A 15,583-nucleotide genomic window follows, 5' to 3' on the forward strand; every position below is an offset into this window, starting at 1 on the left:
TACAATAGTTTATTTGAAATGTTGAAATACTCGGCCCTCAGCAGCTTTTGATTTGGGTTCAAATTTAACGGACATATTGACAGCTTAGAAGATAGTTTTTAGCTATTATGAGTTTATAACGGTCATGCCTGTAGCTTGGATGTAAAAAAGTCTCTTTGGACGGCAGTTTACAGTAATTAAGCGTCGACGGTGACCATTAGATTTTGAATTATTCGCGAATAAGCGTCCCTAATGACCGTTAAAATTTCACAAGGACAACAATTACCTACATTTAATCGGGATCTTCTCGCCGCCATAACGATTCAATTAGAACTCCAAACTCGCCATTTTAATTCACCAAAATTTGAATCACCATAAAAAAACCAGCCCCACATAAGCGATACGATCGTCTACACGGGGCCAATTTTTATTCGACTAATATTTCTTTACTTAATCTCAAGAATTTCGTATTGATGATACCTACTGGAGCTTGCGATGTTGATGATAGTTCCGATTTTCTTGCCGAGGATCTCCTTGCCTAGGGGACTCTCATAAGAAATTTTGTTCTCGAACGCATCTGACTCGGTAGGTCCACGATTGGTATTATACCTTCTCTTTAAATTCCAAATCGTCAATATCCCCGTCGAGCCGCTGCCAACTGTGCCTTCTTCTACGCTGTCCGAATCAACAACTTTGGCGTTCTTCAGCACTTTCTCTAAGATGAAGAATATGTGTCTCCATGTATGCCTGGTCTTCCTTGGCGGAGTGATATTCCCTGTCTGTTCTCTACATGCGGTATTCACCCGATATTTTGAATTATCAATCCCTATTCTCCCTTTTTCTAGGATTCATAAGAAATTACTAACGGCTCAATCGTTATATACATCTACATACCCCTTATTTCATAGATTTTTTGAAGCGCATTCACGGCACAACTCTTTTCTGTGGGGTCTTCCGAAAACATATACTCCTGCATCATGCGGTATCCGAACTTTATGAGGGTCATTGTCAGAATACACGCTTCATCCATCGGCGGTATATCCATATATTCCGAAATGCCTTTCAGGTATGCCGGAACAAGCCGGCGATAGTTTTCCTCAAATCTTGCAACATCCATGCCGTCTACAATTAGGCTCGCTATGTCCTCTCCAAGAAAGCCCCAACCGCTTGTATCCCAGTCTATTATCCTTATTTTCCCGTCGGTAAAGAATATGTTTTCATTCCAGAAATCCCGATGGCACAATACGACAGGGAGGTTTTGCAGCTCAGCGAATATTTCATCTCTACGGTTATCCATATCAATGAGCATCTGTTTTAGGTGTTCGGGTATATTGCAGCCCCTTGAACGAAGGTAGCCGTATTCAAACGATTTACCCTCAACCAACTGAATGTCGCCGTCTTTGAGCATTTGCTTCAAAAATCCCGGTATGCGGCACGGCTCCGACACAAGAAAATCGTATGTGAATGACTGCGTATGCCATTGATTGAACTCTCTCATTAAAAAGCCTTCATCCCCAAGACATGAGATTCCCCTTAAATCATCGTGCTTTTTTGTAATACTGCCTTGAAACCGTCCCAACTCTAAAGCGGCTTGTTCAAGCATTTCAATAGTAAGGTCGCTACCTGATACCCCGTCTATATACTCGATCCATAGTCCTATATCCCCATCCCGAAGCTCCGAATGGTAACATTCCGGCCAGCGGAGAGCGGGCGTGAACGCAGCGCCGAGGTTGCTTTGATACAAATCATACTCTCTGCGCCATGAGTTTGGATCACCGGGGCGCTCCCATTTCCCCTGTCTTTTCCACACTACATTATACGACAGTTTTTCACCGTCAATAGTTTCAGCAGCGCCCGTGACAAGCAGAACATCTCCTACTGTCCCACCTTGCAGTTGTTTGGTCTGGTAACTGGCGTGGTTTATAGCCTTGCCGAGCATTTTACTCAGCACGATTGTCAGCTTTTCGGATTCAATCTGCGTCTGCTCAACTTGTGAAAAATCATAATGGCTCATTTCTTAAATCCTCCGTTTTTCTTGATTTGTTTATTCCGCATGGCAATCGACTTGTGACACGCTCGTTTATCCATTAGATAACTTGATTTATCGTTCACAAACTTGTTTTCCTGTTTCTGTGTAAGGTAACGCTCCCAATGCTCACACGGCAATGATCCATCGGCAAGGGCGGCAAGAACTGCGCAGCCCGGTTCCGTCTGATGGCGGCAGTCATTGAAGCGGCACTGCGTGAATAATTCCTCCACATCGTTAAATCCCGCGCTGATGCCGTCGTCCGCACCGAACAGCCCAAGTTCACGCATACCCGGCGTATCAATGACCATCGCGCCAGAAGGAAGCATGAAGAGTTGGCGGTGTGTTGTTGTGTGCCGGCCCCGGCTGTCCTCCTCGCGGATAGCCTGGACAGTCATCACTTCCTGATTCATCAATACGTTTAGCAGCGAGGATTTCCCCACGCCGGACATACCGAGGAGTACCACGGTTTTTCCGGGTTGCAGATATTCGCAGAGCGCGTCTAACCCAACCCCTGTGTGACTGGAAATTGCGTGTACTGGCACATCAGGAGCGGCTTTCTGTACATCAACTAACGGTGCGTTCAAATCCGGAGCCAGATCAGCTTTTGTTAAGATTACGACAGGCTGACCGCCGCTCTGCCTTGTCTGTGTCAGGTAGCGCATGATGCGGTTGACCTTGAAATCCCAGTTTAGGGATGACACGATAAATACATAATCAAAATTGGTTGCTACGACTTGCTCCACTATTGTTCTGGCATATCCTATTGCGTGCCCCGAAAAGTCAGCGCGGGAAAATTTCGAGCGACGGGGTAGCAGTTTTGCAATGCGAGAAGCGCCGTTTTCGTTGTATTGCAACAATACAAAATCTCCTACGCACGGGAAATCCTCCCGAGCCCCCGCAGTGTGATAGAACGCGCCCTTCAATACAGCCGTCACTTCTCCTTCTTCAGTGATGACGGTATATTGATCTCGCTGAAGTTCCGTAACCCTTCCGGGTATTAAACCGATCGGCGGCGTTTCGGCTTCAATATAGCCGTATTGTTTTAAATCAATCATTGATCCTATTCTCTCCTAATAATTAAAGTTGTTTTGGGCATAAAAATACCGCGAACAAGCAGCCTCCTAAGAAGCTGCTGTTTCGCGGCGAAAAGCCAAAAAGTCGGCTTGTAATCAAAAAGGGATACGACCTTCATCGTATCCCGCTAACAGCAGTAATTCACGAAAGGTTACTGTTTACGGCATAGCAAAAAACGCGGGTGATATTCCCGTCTTCTCTCATTCCAAGCTATAATCAAAGATTGGAATTTACTATGCCTGATATTCGGTTAAGCTAAAACCACCAATACCATATAAGCAGTCATTAAAAAACATCCCCTTTCGCAGGAAAAAGTTGAAATACAAATTCACTTCTATAAATGAAGCATAACACTAGTGAAACATAACCCTTTGTTAGGAATCAATGGAAAATTTGACTATAAGAAAATTTTACCTCCAACTCAATCCCCCAACCGTCGCATAAAACATGAAAAGCCACCTTCGTTCTCGATTTCGAAGTAGGTCTCTCATGTCGCTTTGTTGTTGATTCGCATGTTTTTCATTCATCTCGTAAAAAAATCAGCCCCACATAAACGATACGATCGTCTACACGGGGCCAATTCTTTTCAACTAACTTCTCTTTATTTAATCTCAAGAATTTCGTATTTGATGATGCCTACGGGAGCTTCGACGTTGATGATGGTTCCTATTTTCTTGCCAAGAATCTCCTTACCGAGGGGACTCTCATAAGAAATTTTGTTTTCGAACGCATCCGATTCGGTAGGTCCAACGATTTGGTACTCCACCTTCTCTTTGAATTCCAAATCGTTCAGTATCACCGTCGAGCCGATACCAACTGTTCCTTCTTCCACGCTGTCTGAATCAACAACTTTGGCGTTCTTCAGCATTTTCTCTAAGGTGAGAATACGTGTCTCCATGAATGCCTGGTCTTCCTTGGCGGAGTGATATTCGCTGTTCTCCTTCAAGTCGCCATAGCTGATGGCTAATTTGAGTCGTGCAGCCAATTCACTGCGCCGTGGGCCCTTCAGTTCCTTAAGCTCAGCTTCCAGCTTCTCGAGCCCTTCTTGTGTCAATATTACTTCTTCTTCATTAGCCATTATCTACATCTCCTATTTATCCTACATACCCTTATTTTAAACTATTTCCTTGAAGAAAGGAGCATAAACTTAAGAAAATTTTGATGTTTGCAGTCTTTTTACCGAAAACCCTTGCACTCCCCCCTAAAAATTTGATATAATCCTGAACGAACGTTCAGTATAAAATAATTATACTAATAAGTTAAGGGAGCCGATTGTAATGGAATCGAAGGGCGCTGCATTGAATAAGAAGCAATTGCAAAGTGAACAGACGAAGCGAAGAGTTGCCGATGCTGCAAGGGCTTTGTTTGTCAATAAAGGCTATAAGGCGACTTCGATTGAGGACATTTCGGAGGCGACCGGAAGCAGTAAAGGGAATATTTATTATCATTTCAAGAGCAAAGAGGGTCTATTCCTCTATTTACTGGATGAGTGGGAACAGGAATGGGAAGTGAAATGGCAAGAGAATGTGTCTCATTATAAGACGGTCACCGATAAGCTGTACGGCTTCGCCAAACAGATGGTGCTTGATGATCTTAATCACCCCCTCTCCAAAGCAGCCAGTGAGTTCTTCAATCATGATGAGAAGCCAGGCGATGTTGAAGAACGTATTATTGAGATGGTGCAGGGGCACCTTAAATTTAATCAGGATCTGCTTCAGCAGGGCATCGATAACGGAGAATTCAAAGCGGAAAATATCGAGTGTCTCGCCATCATTTTGGAGAGTCTTGTGATCGGTCTGAGTCATATGTCGCGTCAGTTGAAATTGCAAAATGCGATTCAATTGTATCAGCAAGCCATCAAAATTTATTTATACGGTATTGCCAATCCCCCTCATTAAATTTTATAGGTTCTTTCAAATGAGGTTTAAATATACATTATTACGGAGCATTATTTTTTTATTATTTTTTATAAAACGAACGGTCAGTATAGTTCCAGGAATCGGAGTATCCACCGACGGCCTCAACTATTCTACACCATGCGGAGGATATTATTATGTCAATTTTATTTAAAAATAGAGGAGCATTACTGCTTCTCATGCTTAATATTTTTATCGTATTTACCGGAATCGGTCTCGTCGTCCCTATCATGCCGACCTATATGACCGAGCTGCATATTAGCGGCAGCACCGTCGGTCTGCTGGTCGCATCATTCTCACTAACACAACTCATATTCTCTCCTTATGCCGGGAGATTATCCGATATGTTTGGACGCAAGAAAATTATTGTAATCGGGATGGTCGTATTCGCAGTCTCAGAGCTTCTCTTCGGGATCGCTAATGCGCCAGCACTTCTATTCGCAAGCAGAATGATCGGTGGATTGGGTGCCGCGCTGATCTTCCCTGCGGTAATGGCCTATACGGCAGATACTACCACGGATGACGAACGGGCGACCGGAATGGGCTTCATCAATGCAGCCATTACGACTGGTTTTATTATCGGTCCTGGCATTGGCGGATTTATCGCCGAATTCGGGATTCGCGTTCCATTCTTCGCGGCCGCAATTGCCGGCGCCATCGCCGCCACGATTACCTTGTTAGCACTGCCGGAATCCAAAAAACGAGCACAGGTGGCAAAGGATACAGCCAACGAAGCTCCTAGACCTAGACAGTCATTAGTCAAACAATTGCTCAACTCCTATAAAGAACCTTATTTTATTGCTCTTATCATCGTGTTCGTCGCTTCATTTGGTCTGGCGAACTATGAGACCGTATTTGGACTTTTTGTCGATCATAAGTTTGGCTTTACGGCCAAAGATATCGCCTTCATTATTACCTTTGGTTCCATCGCCGGGGCGGTCGTTCAATTAACGATCTTCGGCTGGATTTTTAACAAGTTCGGAGAACGCAATGTCATATCATTCTGTCTGATTACAGCTGCTGCATTCGTTCTACTAACACTATTGGTCCATACTTACTGGTTAATTGTTATCGTAACGTTCATTCTGTTCCTGTCGATCGATATTTTGCGGCCTGCAATCGGTACACAAATGTCCAAGATGGCCGAGGAGAATCAGGGATACGTTGCTGGCCTGAACTCGGCATACACAAGTCTTGGCAATATTGCCGGCCCGATTGTCGCCGGATTCTTGTTCGATTTTAATATCAACTATCCTTACGTCTCAGCTGCAATCGTTCTCGTATTGTGCTTCCTGCTCTCACTCAGAGCGAAGCGAAACAGCCAGCAAAGTCCCGCCCAGCAAGCGGCTAAATAACATCGAACTTACCAAGCGGTCAAAAATGACCGTTACAGCAAGAAAAAAGCAACTACGCTCTTCTAACGGACACTTTTGACCGTTAGAAGCAAAAAATGCAGTTATCCGCTGTATCTCCCCCATGTAATGGACATAATTGTCCGTTACATGGAAGTTTCACCAAAGATTCAACTCTAACGGTCAAAAATGTCCAAATCATCAGTTCAAACCCAAAAGGGGCGTCTCAAAGTCGGAATCGACTTATGAGACAGCCCCTTCGTTGCTTCTATAGCTGAATCGCCTTCCGATTCACAAAGCCGATCACAGCCGTGATCAAGCTTAGCAAGGCAGCCAGCAAATACATATTTACTATCCCGAACCACTCCGCAATTCCGCTCAGCAGCAGAAGGGACAGTCCATACAAGGTGCTAAGCAGCGTTGATTGTGCCGAGAACACTTTTGGCAGCATTTCTTTATTCACACTGCGCTGAATGAGCGTACGTCTAGTCACTCCAGCAAGCTCGGTAAATGGCCCAGTGAAGAGAACAATGACAAGTGCCATCCAAGCGGAATGATTCAGTGCAAAGCAGGCGGTTAGCAGGCCGTAGCCCAATGTTCCCACAATCATGGAGAGAAACATTCTTTTCTCGAATTTCTTAACCAGAGCGACGACGATGAACCCGCCAATCACAGCCCCGGCAAAATAACTCGCATTAATATATCCCCACCACTTCTCATCCTGATGCAATACATCCTGGACAAATACGAGGATGAACGCGCCTACCCAGACCATCCCGCCCAACGCATCGCATATATCCATCATCGTAAGAGCACGAAGTCTTGGAACCCGCCACAGAGCAACCCAGCCTTCCTTCAGAACCTCCCAGCGAGATAAAGCCTTCTCATCCGATGAAGCTCCATCCCCCATCGTCTCCTTCGCCTTCGTCACCGTGGTATGCACATCGAACAAGTTTCTCCGTTTGGCCTCTGTCGGATCCTCTATCAGAACCGTAACTGCAGCAGCTATACAGTAACATACTGCGACTACCACTAATACGGGATAAGAACCCATAGCCGCAACCAGCACCCCGCTGATGGCCCATCCAGCAAACTGCACGATTTGATCTGTCGTTCCGATTATCCCATTCGCCTTCATCAAGCTGGAATCATCTACTAATCTAGGGATCAGTGCATTCCGCGCCGGACTTGTCCAGCCGTCCAGGAAGGATAGACCAGCAATGAGGGCATAAATGACTACGGTATTCACACCGCCAAACCATGGTGACAGATATAAAGCAAGCGCTATAAACAGAATAAACTGTCCACTTTGCGCTAGCGTCAGCAGAAATGATAAGCGATAACGGTGAATCAGCAGCGGCGCCAACAGCCCGCTAAGCATCTGAGCGACAACGCGAAAGAAAGGCACCAGTGTGGCAAAAATAATCGATCCGGTCTGATTCAACACGTAGGTGGTTAGTGCCACCAGATAAAGTACATCAACCGTATTCGATAATGTCTGTGAACCCCATAAATAATAAAAAGACGGTCTGAATTTCACCATGTTCACTCCTATTCAGTTGTATAAAATTCCCATCTAAGAAGCACATGGCTTAACTCAAATCGGTCTCATAACATTCTCCTTAACCTAACAAAAATATATATCAGTGCATGTTCAAAAAGTTCGTTTTCAGCACCGAGAAGGTTGGAACCTCTATTAAGGCTCGTATATCATCTTCCGCGTCATTCCCCCATCGACCACGATATGCGCCCCTGTAACAAAGGTATTATTCGGATCTGTAAAATACAGACACGCCCGGGCAATATCCTCCGGAGTTCCAACCCTGCCGGCCGGATGCTGTTGATGATCGATATCCCGCAGCGCTTCATAATCCCCTGTCTCGATCCAGCCAGGACTAATGCAATTGACACGAATCTGATCATTTCCTAGCGTCACTGCGAGAGCATGACTGACAGAAGCAATCGCTCCCTTGGAAGCAGCATAGGCTTCCGAATTCGGCTCCGACATCAAATGCCGCGTTGATGAGATGTTGACGATCGAACCTCCGCGTCCGCCCGCCTTCATATATTTGGCTGCTTCACGCGAGGCGAGGAAGCAGCTGCGCACATTTGTGTTCAGCACATCGTCCCAATCCTCCACTGTTAAGTCAAACAGATTTTTGAATCGAGACACACCCGCATTGTTGATCAGTACATCAATCCGGCCAAAGCGCTCATGAGTAGCGGCCATCAAGCGGATAATATCTACCTCCTGCCTGACATCACACGGAACGAACAGGCTAGTTCCACCGTTGGAGTTGATCTCCTCAGCGACCTTGCTTCCCGCCGTTTCATTCACCTCAGCTACGACAACCGACGCTCCAAGCTCGGCATAAGTCTTAGCAACGCCGCGTCCAATTCCCTGCCCTGCTCCGGTAACGATGACCACTTGACCTTGCAACGACACCTGAATCCGCTCCTCTCAAGTGAAATAAAGCTTCATTTCCTATGTACCGATACAATGTCCTGAATCAGTTCCGGTAACCATTCCTGAACGGACTGGAAAGTGTAACCCGCCGCCCGAGCTTTGGCTGTATCCATCGTCCATGAGATCGGAATGCCAAATGGAGACATATGCTCTTCATCGGTCTCTGGCACGATGCACGCCTTTTTACCGGTAGCCTGTTCAATCATTTTTATAATTTGGCCGATCGTCACCGACCCGTCCGAGCTTCCATTTAGAGGTCCTGTAATCGAAGCGGTACCTAGCCATTTCATGAAGGACGCTACTTCACCGGAAGTGATGAATGAGATCGCCGCCTCAGGATTAGGAACACCAATCGTCAATCCCCACTCCACATGCTCTACATGGAAATGCAGCCTTCGTGTATAGTCGTCCAGTCCAAGGACAATCGGAATGCGCATCGCACACACCGGAAACTTAGCCTTTTGCATAAAGACTGTCTCGACAAGCCGCTTCCCTTCAGCATAATCGAACTGATCACGGTTACCCATTTTCAGCTCATAATGATATGGATCAAAATCCGCCTCCACCAGCGTATGATCGAGGTAGTCGTACACCGATTCTGAAGAGGTTACAATATACCGACCGACATAGCCTTCAAAAGCTTGCACCGCGGCCAGTGCCTCATTCGGAGAGTAACAAATATTGTCATAGACAATATCCCACGGCCCAGACTGTGCCACTTCCCGCAAGGAAGCTACGTCTGTACGATCCAGAACAACTTGTTGAACCTCGCCTGCAAACTCTACCTTCGTCAGCCCGCGTGTAGCGACCGTCACCTGATGCTGCTCTTCGCTGGCTAGCAGTTGAACCAGCCTTTTTCCGAAATATCGGGAGCCTCCAAGAATCAATACTTTTTTCCCCATAATACACCTCCACATCATAGCTCTCACTTCATTACCGACTGCCGAATAAACTCTTCATCAAAGTTAACCCACAGAGCATACCGAAGAAGAAATGGCCCTCCTGTCTGGCTGCATCTATATACAGAGCATAATAAGGCATCTTGAAGAAAATATTCAGTACCGGATAGATCATTAGAATCAAACTAGGCAAAAATACGAAAAAGAACAATGGCCTATAAAACTTCCTGCGTGTCGGCAAACCATTAAGGAAGCTCAAATAGATCCCGAACACGAGCGCATATATGATATTGCCCAGCAGACTATAGTCGATGCGAAGGAACTCCCCCTTCTTCGACTCCATCATGCCAACGAATTGGTTGCCATAATACACGACGATCAGCATCCCGATGGTCCATAGCAAGTAGTAAAAATAACCCTTCGACTTATTCATCACTGACCACCTCCGTTCTTATCTAACTGACAGTTCCCTCACTCCCGTCACTTTTGTGCCCGGTTTGGCCCGTTTTGACATGCTTCAATTGCGCTACGATAATAATGCTAATCACAACCAGCAGGAACCATGAACTGATCTTACCGATATGAACGAGCTGCCACTTGTGCTCCTGATCCGGATATTTCCAGGCTCCCAGAAAGGTAGAGATATTCTCCGCGATCCAGATAAAGAAGCCAATCAGTACAAAAGACAGCATCAGCGGCATCCGGTACGTCTGGGAGTGAAGCGTGTAATGCACTCTCGTCCGGAAGAATATAAGGAATAGTAGAGCGGTTAGCCACCAGCGATAATCGCCAATAAAATGATGTGTGAAAAAATTCAGGTAGATCGCCGCACAGATAAGCACGGTAAGCCACCCTCTGGGCCAGCCCACCATCTCCAGCTGAAGTCTGCGCCATGCCTGACAAATATAACTGGCTACACTGGCGTACATGAACCCGCTATAGAGCGGAACCCCGTAAATCTTCGTCCATGCCTGTTCAGGATAAGCCCATGAACCCATATGTACCTTGTACAGTTCCAGACAGAGACCTATGATATGAAACATGCAGATTACCTTCAGTTCATCCATCGTCTCCAGCTTGAAGACAATCATCCCGATCTGCGCCAGTACGCAGATGATCAGAATCAGATCATACCTCGGCAAGCCAGGTATATGTACGACCTTGCTTAATCCCAGCGTACCGAAAATAATCAGTGGGAATATGCAAGATAATGCCTGCAGCCACCCGAATTGCAGCAAATTGCGAACAAAAGCCATAATTTCCTCCAGTCAGCGGATATAGAAGATTTTATCACAGACATTAGGATAGAGGCAGAACAATTTTTTTACAGGAAAATAAGAGCGACAAAAAGAGAGCTGCTCACACAGCTCCCTTGGGTCCTATCAACTATTCCCTAATTCGTGCTTAAGCTGTCTGTCTGCTCTTACGCAGCTTCTGTCTGGCGCGATACAGCAATATTTTAAAATGAGATAATCCAATCCCCATCAGTTCAGCAGATTCCAAATAGGAAAATCCATGTACATCGAACAACAGTACCGCATGCTGTTGATTCGGCGGAAGTAGGGACAACTGGTCAAATAGTTCATCTCGAACCTCCTGGGTAAGCACCTTCGTCTCCGGCGTCTCTTCATTGGAGAAGTTATAGAAGAATTCATTCTCATACACATTGGAACGGCTATCTTTACGGATCTTATCAATGTAGGCGTTATGGGCCACCCGCAGCAGCCAGGCCTTGATCCGCTTCGGTTCCATCCCATCAAGCCTTGTCAGGGCACGGTAGAATGTCTCCTGCATCAGATCCTCGGCACTGTGATGATTCCGGCATAAATAGTACAAATATTGATACACATCGGTTTTATACTCACGGTAAATTACATCCATCATTCGGCTATTCATCATAGGTTTCTCCCTTAGTTCTCTATATTTCCTGCGAGCATTGTCGCAGTCATACTACCCGTTCCTATACATGCGTAGGAAAAATAGTAATTTAGAGTTTTATCTGAGTGCTATCCAAGGACACCCAGTACTGCTATTGTCATTATGAATGACATAGCTTGCAGTACGGATAAGATTTTCTTAAGTTTATCTTAAGATTTCACTGCTTAATTCTTAAAAAACGCGATAAGCACAAAAAAACCATCTGGAATGGTCTCCAAATGGTTAATTTCCTGTTGCTCTATGCTATGATCAATACCCAGACTGGATACCCGGTGTTTCTCTATTCCAAGTCATCCTTCCTTAAGCGGACTCGGAATACTGTGCGGTGTTCATTACTTTCAGCCATAATCGTACCTTCATGCTGATCAACGATATGCTTGGCAATTGCCAGGCCGATTCCCGAGCCGCCCGTATGCGTTGCCCGTGATTTCTCCACGCGATAGAAGCGATCGAAGAGATGCGGCAGATCCGCTTTCGGAATCGGCTCGCCATAATTGATCACCTCAGTGATCACCTCGTTCGCCGTAATCTCACCGCGGATATCAATATATTTCCCGCCGCTGCCATAGCGAATAGCATTCGTAATAAGATTCTCGTACACCCTCCGCAGCTTGTCCCCGTCTGCATGAACGAATAGCTGCGGCTTGAGGTAGAGGCGACACTCCATCCCATTCTCCTGCAGCTGCCAGCCGAAATGAGATGTAATCTGATATAACATCTCGGTCAGATTAATTCTTCTCTTCTCCAGCTTCATCTCCATATTTTGCAGTCGGGTGAATTCGAACAGATCCTGCAGAAGCTGCGTTAATCTCAGCGACTCTTCGTACGCCATATTAACGTAATATCGAAGCTCAACCTCATCGCGATAACGATCCTGATCGATGAGTCCTAAATATCCGGTAATCGAAGTCAGCGGGGTGCGAAGGTCATGCGATACATTCGTAATCAGCTCGCTCTTGGTCTGCTCTGCACGGCGTTCCTCCTCAATCGAGGTTCTGAGCCGATCAATCATGCGGTTAATGTCTGTAGCAAGCTGACCAAGTTGACCCACATTCTCGACTGGAATTCGTGATGCCGAGCCCTCTTCAATATGGTGTACTTCCTCAATGAGCAGCTTCAAATATTTCTCCTCATGCCTCCGCACACTGCGTCTGTAGAAATAAAGAGCGAACATCATCAGAATCGGTACACCGGACAGATAATACACTTCCGGAAATCCAATATTCCGGTTGATCCAGATCAATGCTGATTGCATAGTGAGATGGGGAAATAGGAAGAAAGTCAGCTTGGCTAATTGAAAGAGCAGGAGCAAAGCAACTAGCGAGGTGACTACAGTCCATAACAACCAGGACAAAAAACGAAGACTAGCCTTCAATTTTGTAGCCAACCCCCCATACGGTCTTGATCAGCGCTTCGCATTCCATTTCCTTCTCGAGCTTATCTCGCAAGCGGCTGATATGCACGGTAACGGAGTTGCTGCTCTCGAAATATTTATCCTTCCAGATAAGTTCAAAGATCTCCTCCGAGCTGAATACCCGTCCCGGATGGCTGGCCAGTAGATACAGAATGCTGAACTCGATCGGTGTCAGCTTCACTGCCCTGCCATCGACACTGGCGGTATGCGTCTCTTTGTCCACCTGCAGAGGGCCGATCTTGATAATATGACCTGTGCTGGACGAAACTGGCTGTGCTGAATAGGAGGATCTGCGCAGTAGTGATTTGACCCTAGCCACAAGCTCCAGTGGATTAAATGGCTTCACCATATAATCGTCGGCACCCGTCATTAGTCCAGTAATCTTATCCATATCGCCATCTTTTGCGCTCAGCATTAGAATCGGCGTTGTCAAAGTCTCGCGGATCTTCAGACATACCGAGATTCCATCCAGTCCCGGCATCATAACATCGAGTACGATCAGATCAATCTCCTGCTGCCCGATGATGTCCAGTGCTACCAACCCGTTATCCGCCTTGAGCACACGATATCCTTCATTTAATAAATAAATCTCTATCAGTTTGGCTATTTTCTCATCATCATCTACAATTAAAATTTGTTTGCTCATCTGTTTCATCCTTTTATCGACTAAAGTCACACATATGATTCTATCATACCATGACGAATAACATCGATTCCAAATAAACGGTTAAAAAAGGATTACAAGCTTTTCATTATTGCCACTGAATTGGAATAAATACTGTAAATTGTGTACCCTGTTCCGGCTGCGATTCTACAGATATCTGCCCGTGATGAATATCAACAATCTTCCGGACGATAGACAAGCCGAGTCCACTACCGCCAGCATTGCGGTTTCTTGATTTATCCGCTTTATAGAAGCGATCGAAGATGTAAGGGAGATCCTCCTTGGAGATACCTACTCCAGAATCGGCAATGATGACCTCAGCCCCCTCTTCATCCGCAGCAAGCTTCACCCATATTCTGCCATTCGCAGGTGTAAACTTAATACTGTTATTAAGGAGATTGACCCACACCTGGCTCAGCAATTCCTCTACGCCCTCGATATAGATTTCCTTAAGGTCCAGCTCGATCTCTATCTGCTTACCCAGCCACTGCGGCTCGGTAGCAAGCACAATCGATTGTAACAGACGGTCTAGCCTGAACCTGCTATGTTCAAATGAGGAACGGTCCGATTCAAGTGAGGACAGCTTGAGCATGTTATCACTCATCTGCGAGAGCCTCCGACTCTCGCCTTCAATGATGTCCAGATAATGCCCTCGCTGTCCTTCATTCAACTGCGGATTCCTTAGCGCTTCAGTGAAGCCACGAATCGAGGTCAGCGGAGATTGAATCTCATGCGACACATTCGAGATAAAGTCCTGGCGCATCATCTCCATTCGACCTAATTCCCCGGCCAGTTCATTGACACTCTCTACGATTTGTTTGAATTCGCGATACTCAGCCTGTTCATCGATCTTCACAGAGAAATCGCCTTTGGAGATCCGGCGAATGGCGTCCAGAATACTCTTCATCTTGGCGAGTTCTTTCTTACGGTAGAAGAGTCCCATAAGCATCATACTACCAAAGAACAGATGGAACGCTACGATGATGTTAATAGCTTGCAGGACATAAGAAGATGAAGGCACTCCAGTATAATGATAGACCCAGCCCGTAATATAATAAGCACCGAACCAGCAGGCTACAAGCAGTAATAGCACGGCAGCATATTGAAAGATATGCTTCACGATATTCCATATTTTCTTTAGTATTTTCATCGCTCTTCCTGACATGCCTCCAAACGGTAGCCCAGACCGCGAATCGTTACAATTCGAAAGCGGAACCGCTGTTCCGGGAATCGCTCACGCAGCCGGTTCACATGTACATCGACCGTTCGTTCATTTCCCTCGAAGTCAAAGCCCCATATATCCTCGATCAATTGCTCTCTGGGAATTGTCTTGCCCGGATAGCTGCCGAGCAGGAACAGCAACTCAAATTCCTTGGGCGGCAACGTAAGGCTCTCACCCTCTGCCAGGACCTGGAATGTCTTACGATCCACATGAAGTGCACCGATCGTCACGCTCTGTGAAGCAATCACTTGATACCGCTTGAGCAGCGCCCTTACCCGTACGATAAGCTCGGCAGGCTCAAATGGCTTTACGAGATAGTCGTCCGTGCCAAGATCAAAGCCCTTGACGATCTGTCTCGTCTCCCCCTTCGCGGTCAGCATAAGAATCGGCAGCTCATACATCTTTCTCAGCTCTCGGCAGAGCTCCCAACCATCCATATTCGGCATCATGATATCTAGGATAACCATTTCCGCCCGCCGCGCTTCCATCATTTCAAGTGCTTCAACACCATCGGCCGCTTCCAGCACCTCGCCGATCCCTGCCTCTTCGATCAGAACCTTGACCAGCTCGCGGATATGATGATCATCATCAACAACAAGTATTTTCGCCATAATCGACTATTCACCTAC

General features: G+C 46.2%; 16 protein-coding genes. 2 read left to right on the forward strand and 14 right to left on the reverse strand.

The window, feature by feature from the left end:
* Nucleotides 1–425: 425 nt before the first annotated feature.
* From ABD014_RS13190 to greA, 4 genes are all read right to left on the reverse strand, one after another.
* Entirely contained in the window at nt 426–689 is a 264-nt protein-coding gene (locus ABD014_RS13190; protein ID WP_343861721.1) for a GreA/GreB family elongation factor, read from the reverse strand.
* Nucleotides 690–865: 176 nt separating this feature from the next.
* On the reverse strand, nt 866–1,993 hold the full coding sequence (locus ABD014_RS13195) for a phosphotransferase family protein (RefSeq protein ID WP_343861723.1): 1,128 nt from the start codon (nt 1,991–1,993) through the stop codon (nt 866–868).
* Nucleotides 1,990–3,063 carry a ribosome small subunit-dependent GTPase A gene (gene rsgA / locus ABD014_RS13200; protein WP_343861725.1) on the reverse strand — a complete coding sequence of 358 codons (1,074 nt, stop codon included), beginning with the start codon at nt 3,061–3,063 and terminating at the stop codon, nt 1,990–1,992. The genes ABD014_RS13195 and rsgA overlap by 4 nt, the downstream gene beginning before the upstream one ends.
* A gap of 620 nt (nt 3,064–3,683) precedes the next feature.
* A complete protein-coding gene (gene greA, locus ABD014_RS13205) occupies nt 3,684–4,160 on the reverse strand; it encodes a transcription elongation factor GreA (RefSeq protein WP_343861727.1) in 477 nt (158 codons plus the stop codon).
* 220 nt (nt 4,161–4,380) lie between these two features.
* Between greA and ABD014_RS13210 the strand changes: the two genes are divergently transcribed.
* Together ABD014_RS13210 and ABD014_RS13215 are read left to right on the forward strand one after the other, a co-directional pair.
* The gene (locus tag ABD014_RS13210; protein ID WP_343862120.1) at nt 4,381–4,980 is read left to right on the forward strand and encodes a TetR/AcrR family transcriptional regulator; all 600 of its coding nucleotides are present in this window, start codon (nt 4,381–4,383) and stop codon (nt 4,978–4,980) included.
* Between the two features lie 155 nt (nt 4,981–5,135).
* Nucleotides 5,136–6,353, forward strand: a complete 1,218-nt coding sequence (locus tag ABD014_RS13215) for an MFS transporter (protein ID WP_343861729.1) — start codon at nt 5,136–5,138, stop codon at nt 6,351–6,353.
* A gap of 265 nt (nt 6,354–6,618) precedes the next feature.
* On the opposite strand, the gene ABD014_RS13220 is transcribed toward ABD014_RS13215, so the two are convergent.
* The 10 genes from ABD014_RS13220 to ABD014_RS13265 form a co-directional block, all read right to left on the reverse strand.
* Nucleotides 6,619–7,893, reverse strand: a complete 1,275-nt coding sequence (locus ABD014_RS13220; RefSeq protein WP_343861730.1) for an MFS transporter — start codon at nt 7,891–7,893, stop codon at nt 6,619–6,621.
* Nucleotides 7,894–8,046: 153 nt separating this feature from the next.
* Complete coding sequence (locus tag ABD014_RS13225) at nt 8,047–8,796, reverse strand: SDR family NAD(P)-dependent oxidoreductase (protein ID WP_343861732.1); 750 nt, start codon at nt 8,794–8,796, stop codon at nt 8,047–8,049.
* A 32-nt stretch (nt 8,797–8,828) separates the two neighbouring features.
* On the reverse strand, nt 8,829–9,719 hold the full coding sequence (locus tag ABD014_RS13230) for a Rossmann-fold NAD(P)-binding domain-containing protein (protein WP_343861734.1): 891 nt from the start codon (nt 9,717–9,719) through the stop codon (nt 8,829–8,831).
* 31 nt (nt 9,720–9,750) lie between these two features.
* Nucleotides 9,751–10,149: a hypothetical protein gene (locus ABD014_RS13235; protein WP_343861736.1), complete on the reverse strand. Its 399-nt coding sequence runs from the start codon at nt 10,147–10,149 to the stop codon at nt 9,751–9,753.
* Nucleotides 10,150–10,171: 22 nt separating this feature from the next.
* The gene (locus ABD014_RS13240) at nt 10,172–10,972 is read right to left on the reverse strand and encodes a DUF817 domain-containing protein (RefSeq protein WP_343861738.1); all 801 of its coding nucleotides are present in this window, start codon (nt 10,970–10,972) and stop codon (nt 10,172–10,174) included.
* Nucleotides 10,973–11,120: 148 nt separating this feature from the next.
* A complete protein-coding gene (locus tag ABD014_RS13245; protein WP_343861740.1) occupies nt 11,121–11,615 on the reverse strand; it encodes an RNA polymerase sigma factor in 495 nt (164 codons plus the stop codon).
* A gap of 319 nt (nt 11,616–11,934) precedes the next feature.
* Nucleotides 11,935–13,029 carry a sensor histidine kinase gene (locus tag ABD014_RS13250; RefSeq protein ID WP_343861741.1) on the reverse strand — a complete coding sequence of 365 codons (1,095 nt, stop codon included), beginning with the start codon at nt 13,027–13,029 and terminating at the stop codon, nt 11,935–11,937.
* Nucleotides 13,019–13,714, reverse strand: a complete 696-nt coding sequence (locus tag ABD014_RS13255) for a response regulator transcription factor (RefSeq protein WP_343861742.1) — start codon at nt 13,712–13,714, stop codon at nt 13,019–13,021. Before ABD014_RS13255 ends, ABD014_RS13250 begins: the two co-directional genes overlap by 11 nt.
* Nucleotides 13,715–13,820: 106 nt before the next feature.
* On the reverse strand, nt 13,821–14,882 hold the full coding sequence (locus tag ABD014_RS13260; RefSeq protein ID WP_343861743.1) for a HAMP domain-containing sensor histidine kinase: 1,062 nt from the start codon (nt 14,880–14,882) through the stop codon (nt 13,821–13,823).
* Nucleotides 14,879–15,565, reverse strand: a complete 687-nt coding sequence (locus ABD014_RS13265) for a response regulator transcription factor (protein WP_343861744.1) — start codon at nt 15,563–15,565, stop codon at nt 14,879–14,881. Before ABD014_RS13265 ends, ABD014_RS13260 begins: the two co-directional genes overlap by 4 nt.
* Between the last annotated feature and the right edge of the window lie 18 nt (nt 15,566–15,583).

The organism is Paenibacillus motobuensis (assembly GCF_039521865.1).
Taxonomy (GTDB): Bacteria; Bacillota; Bacilli; order Paenibacillales; family Paenibacillaceae; genus Fontibacillus; species Fontibacillus motobuensis.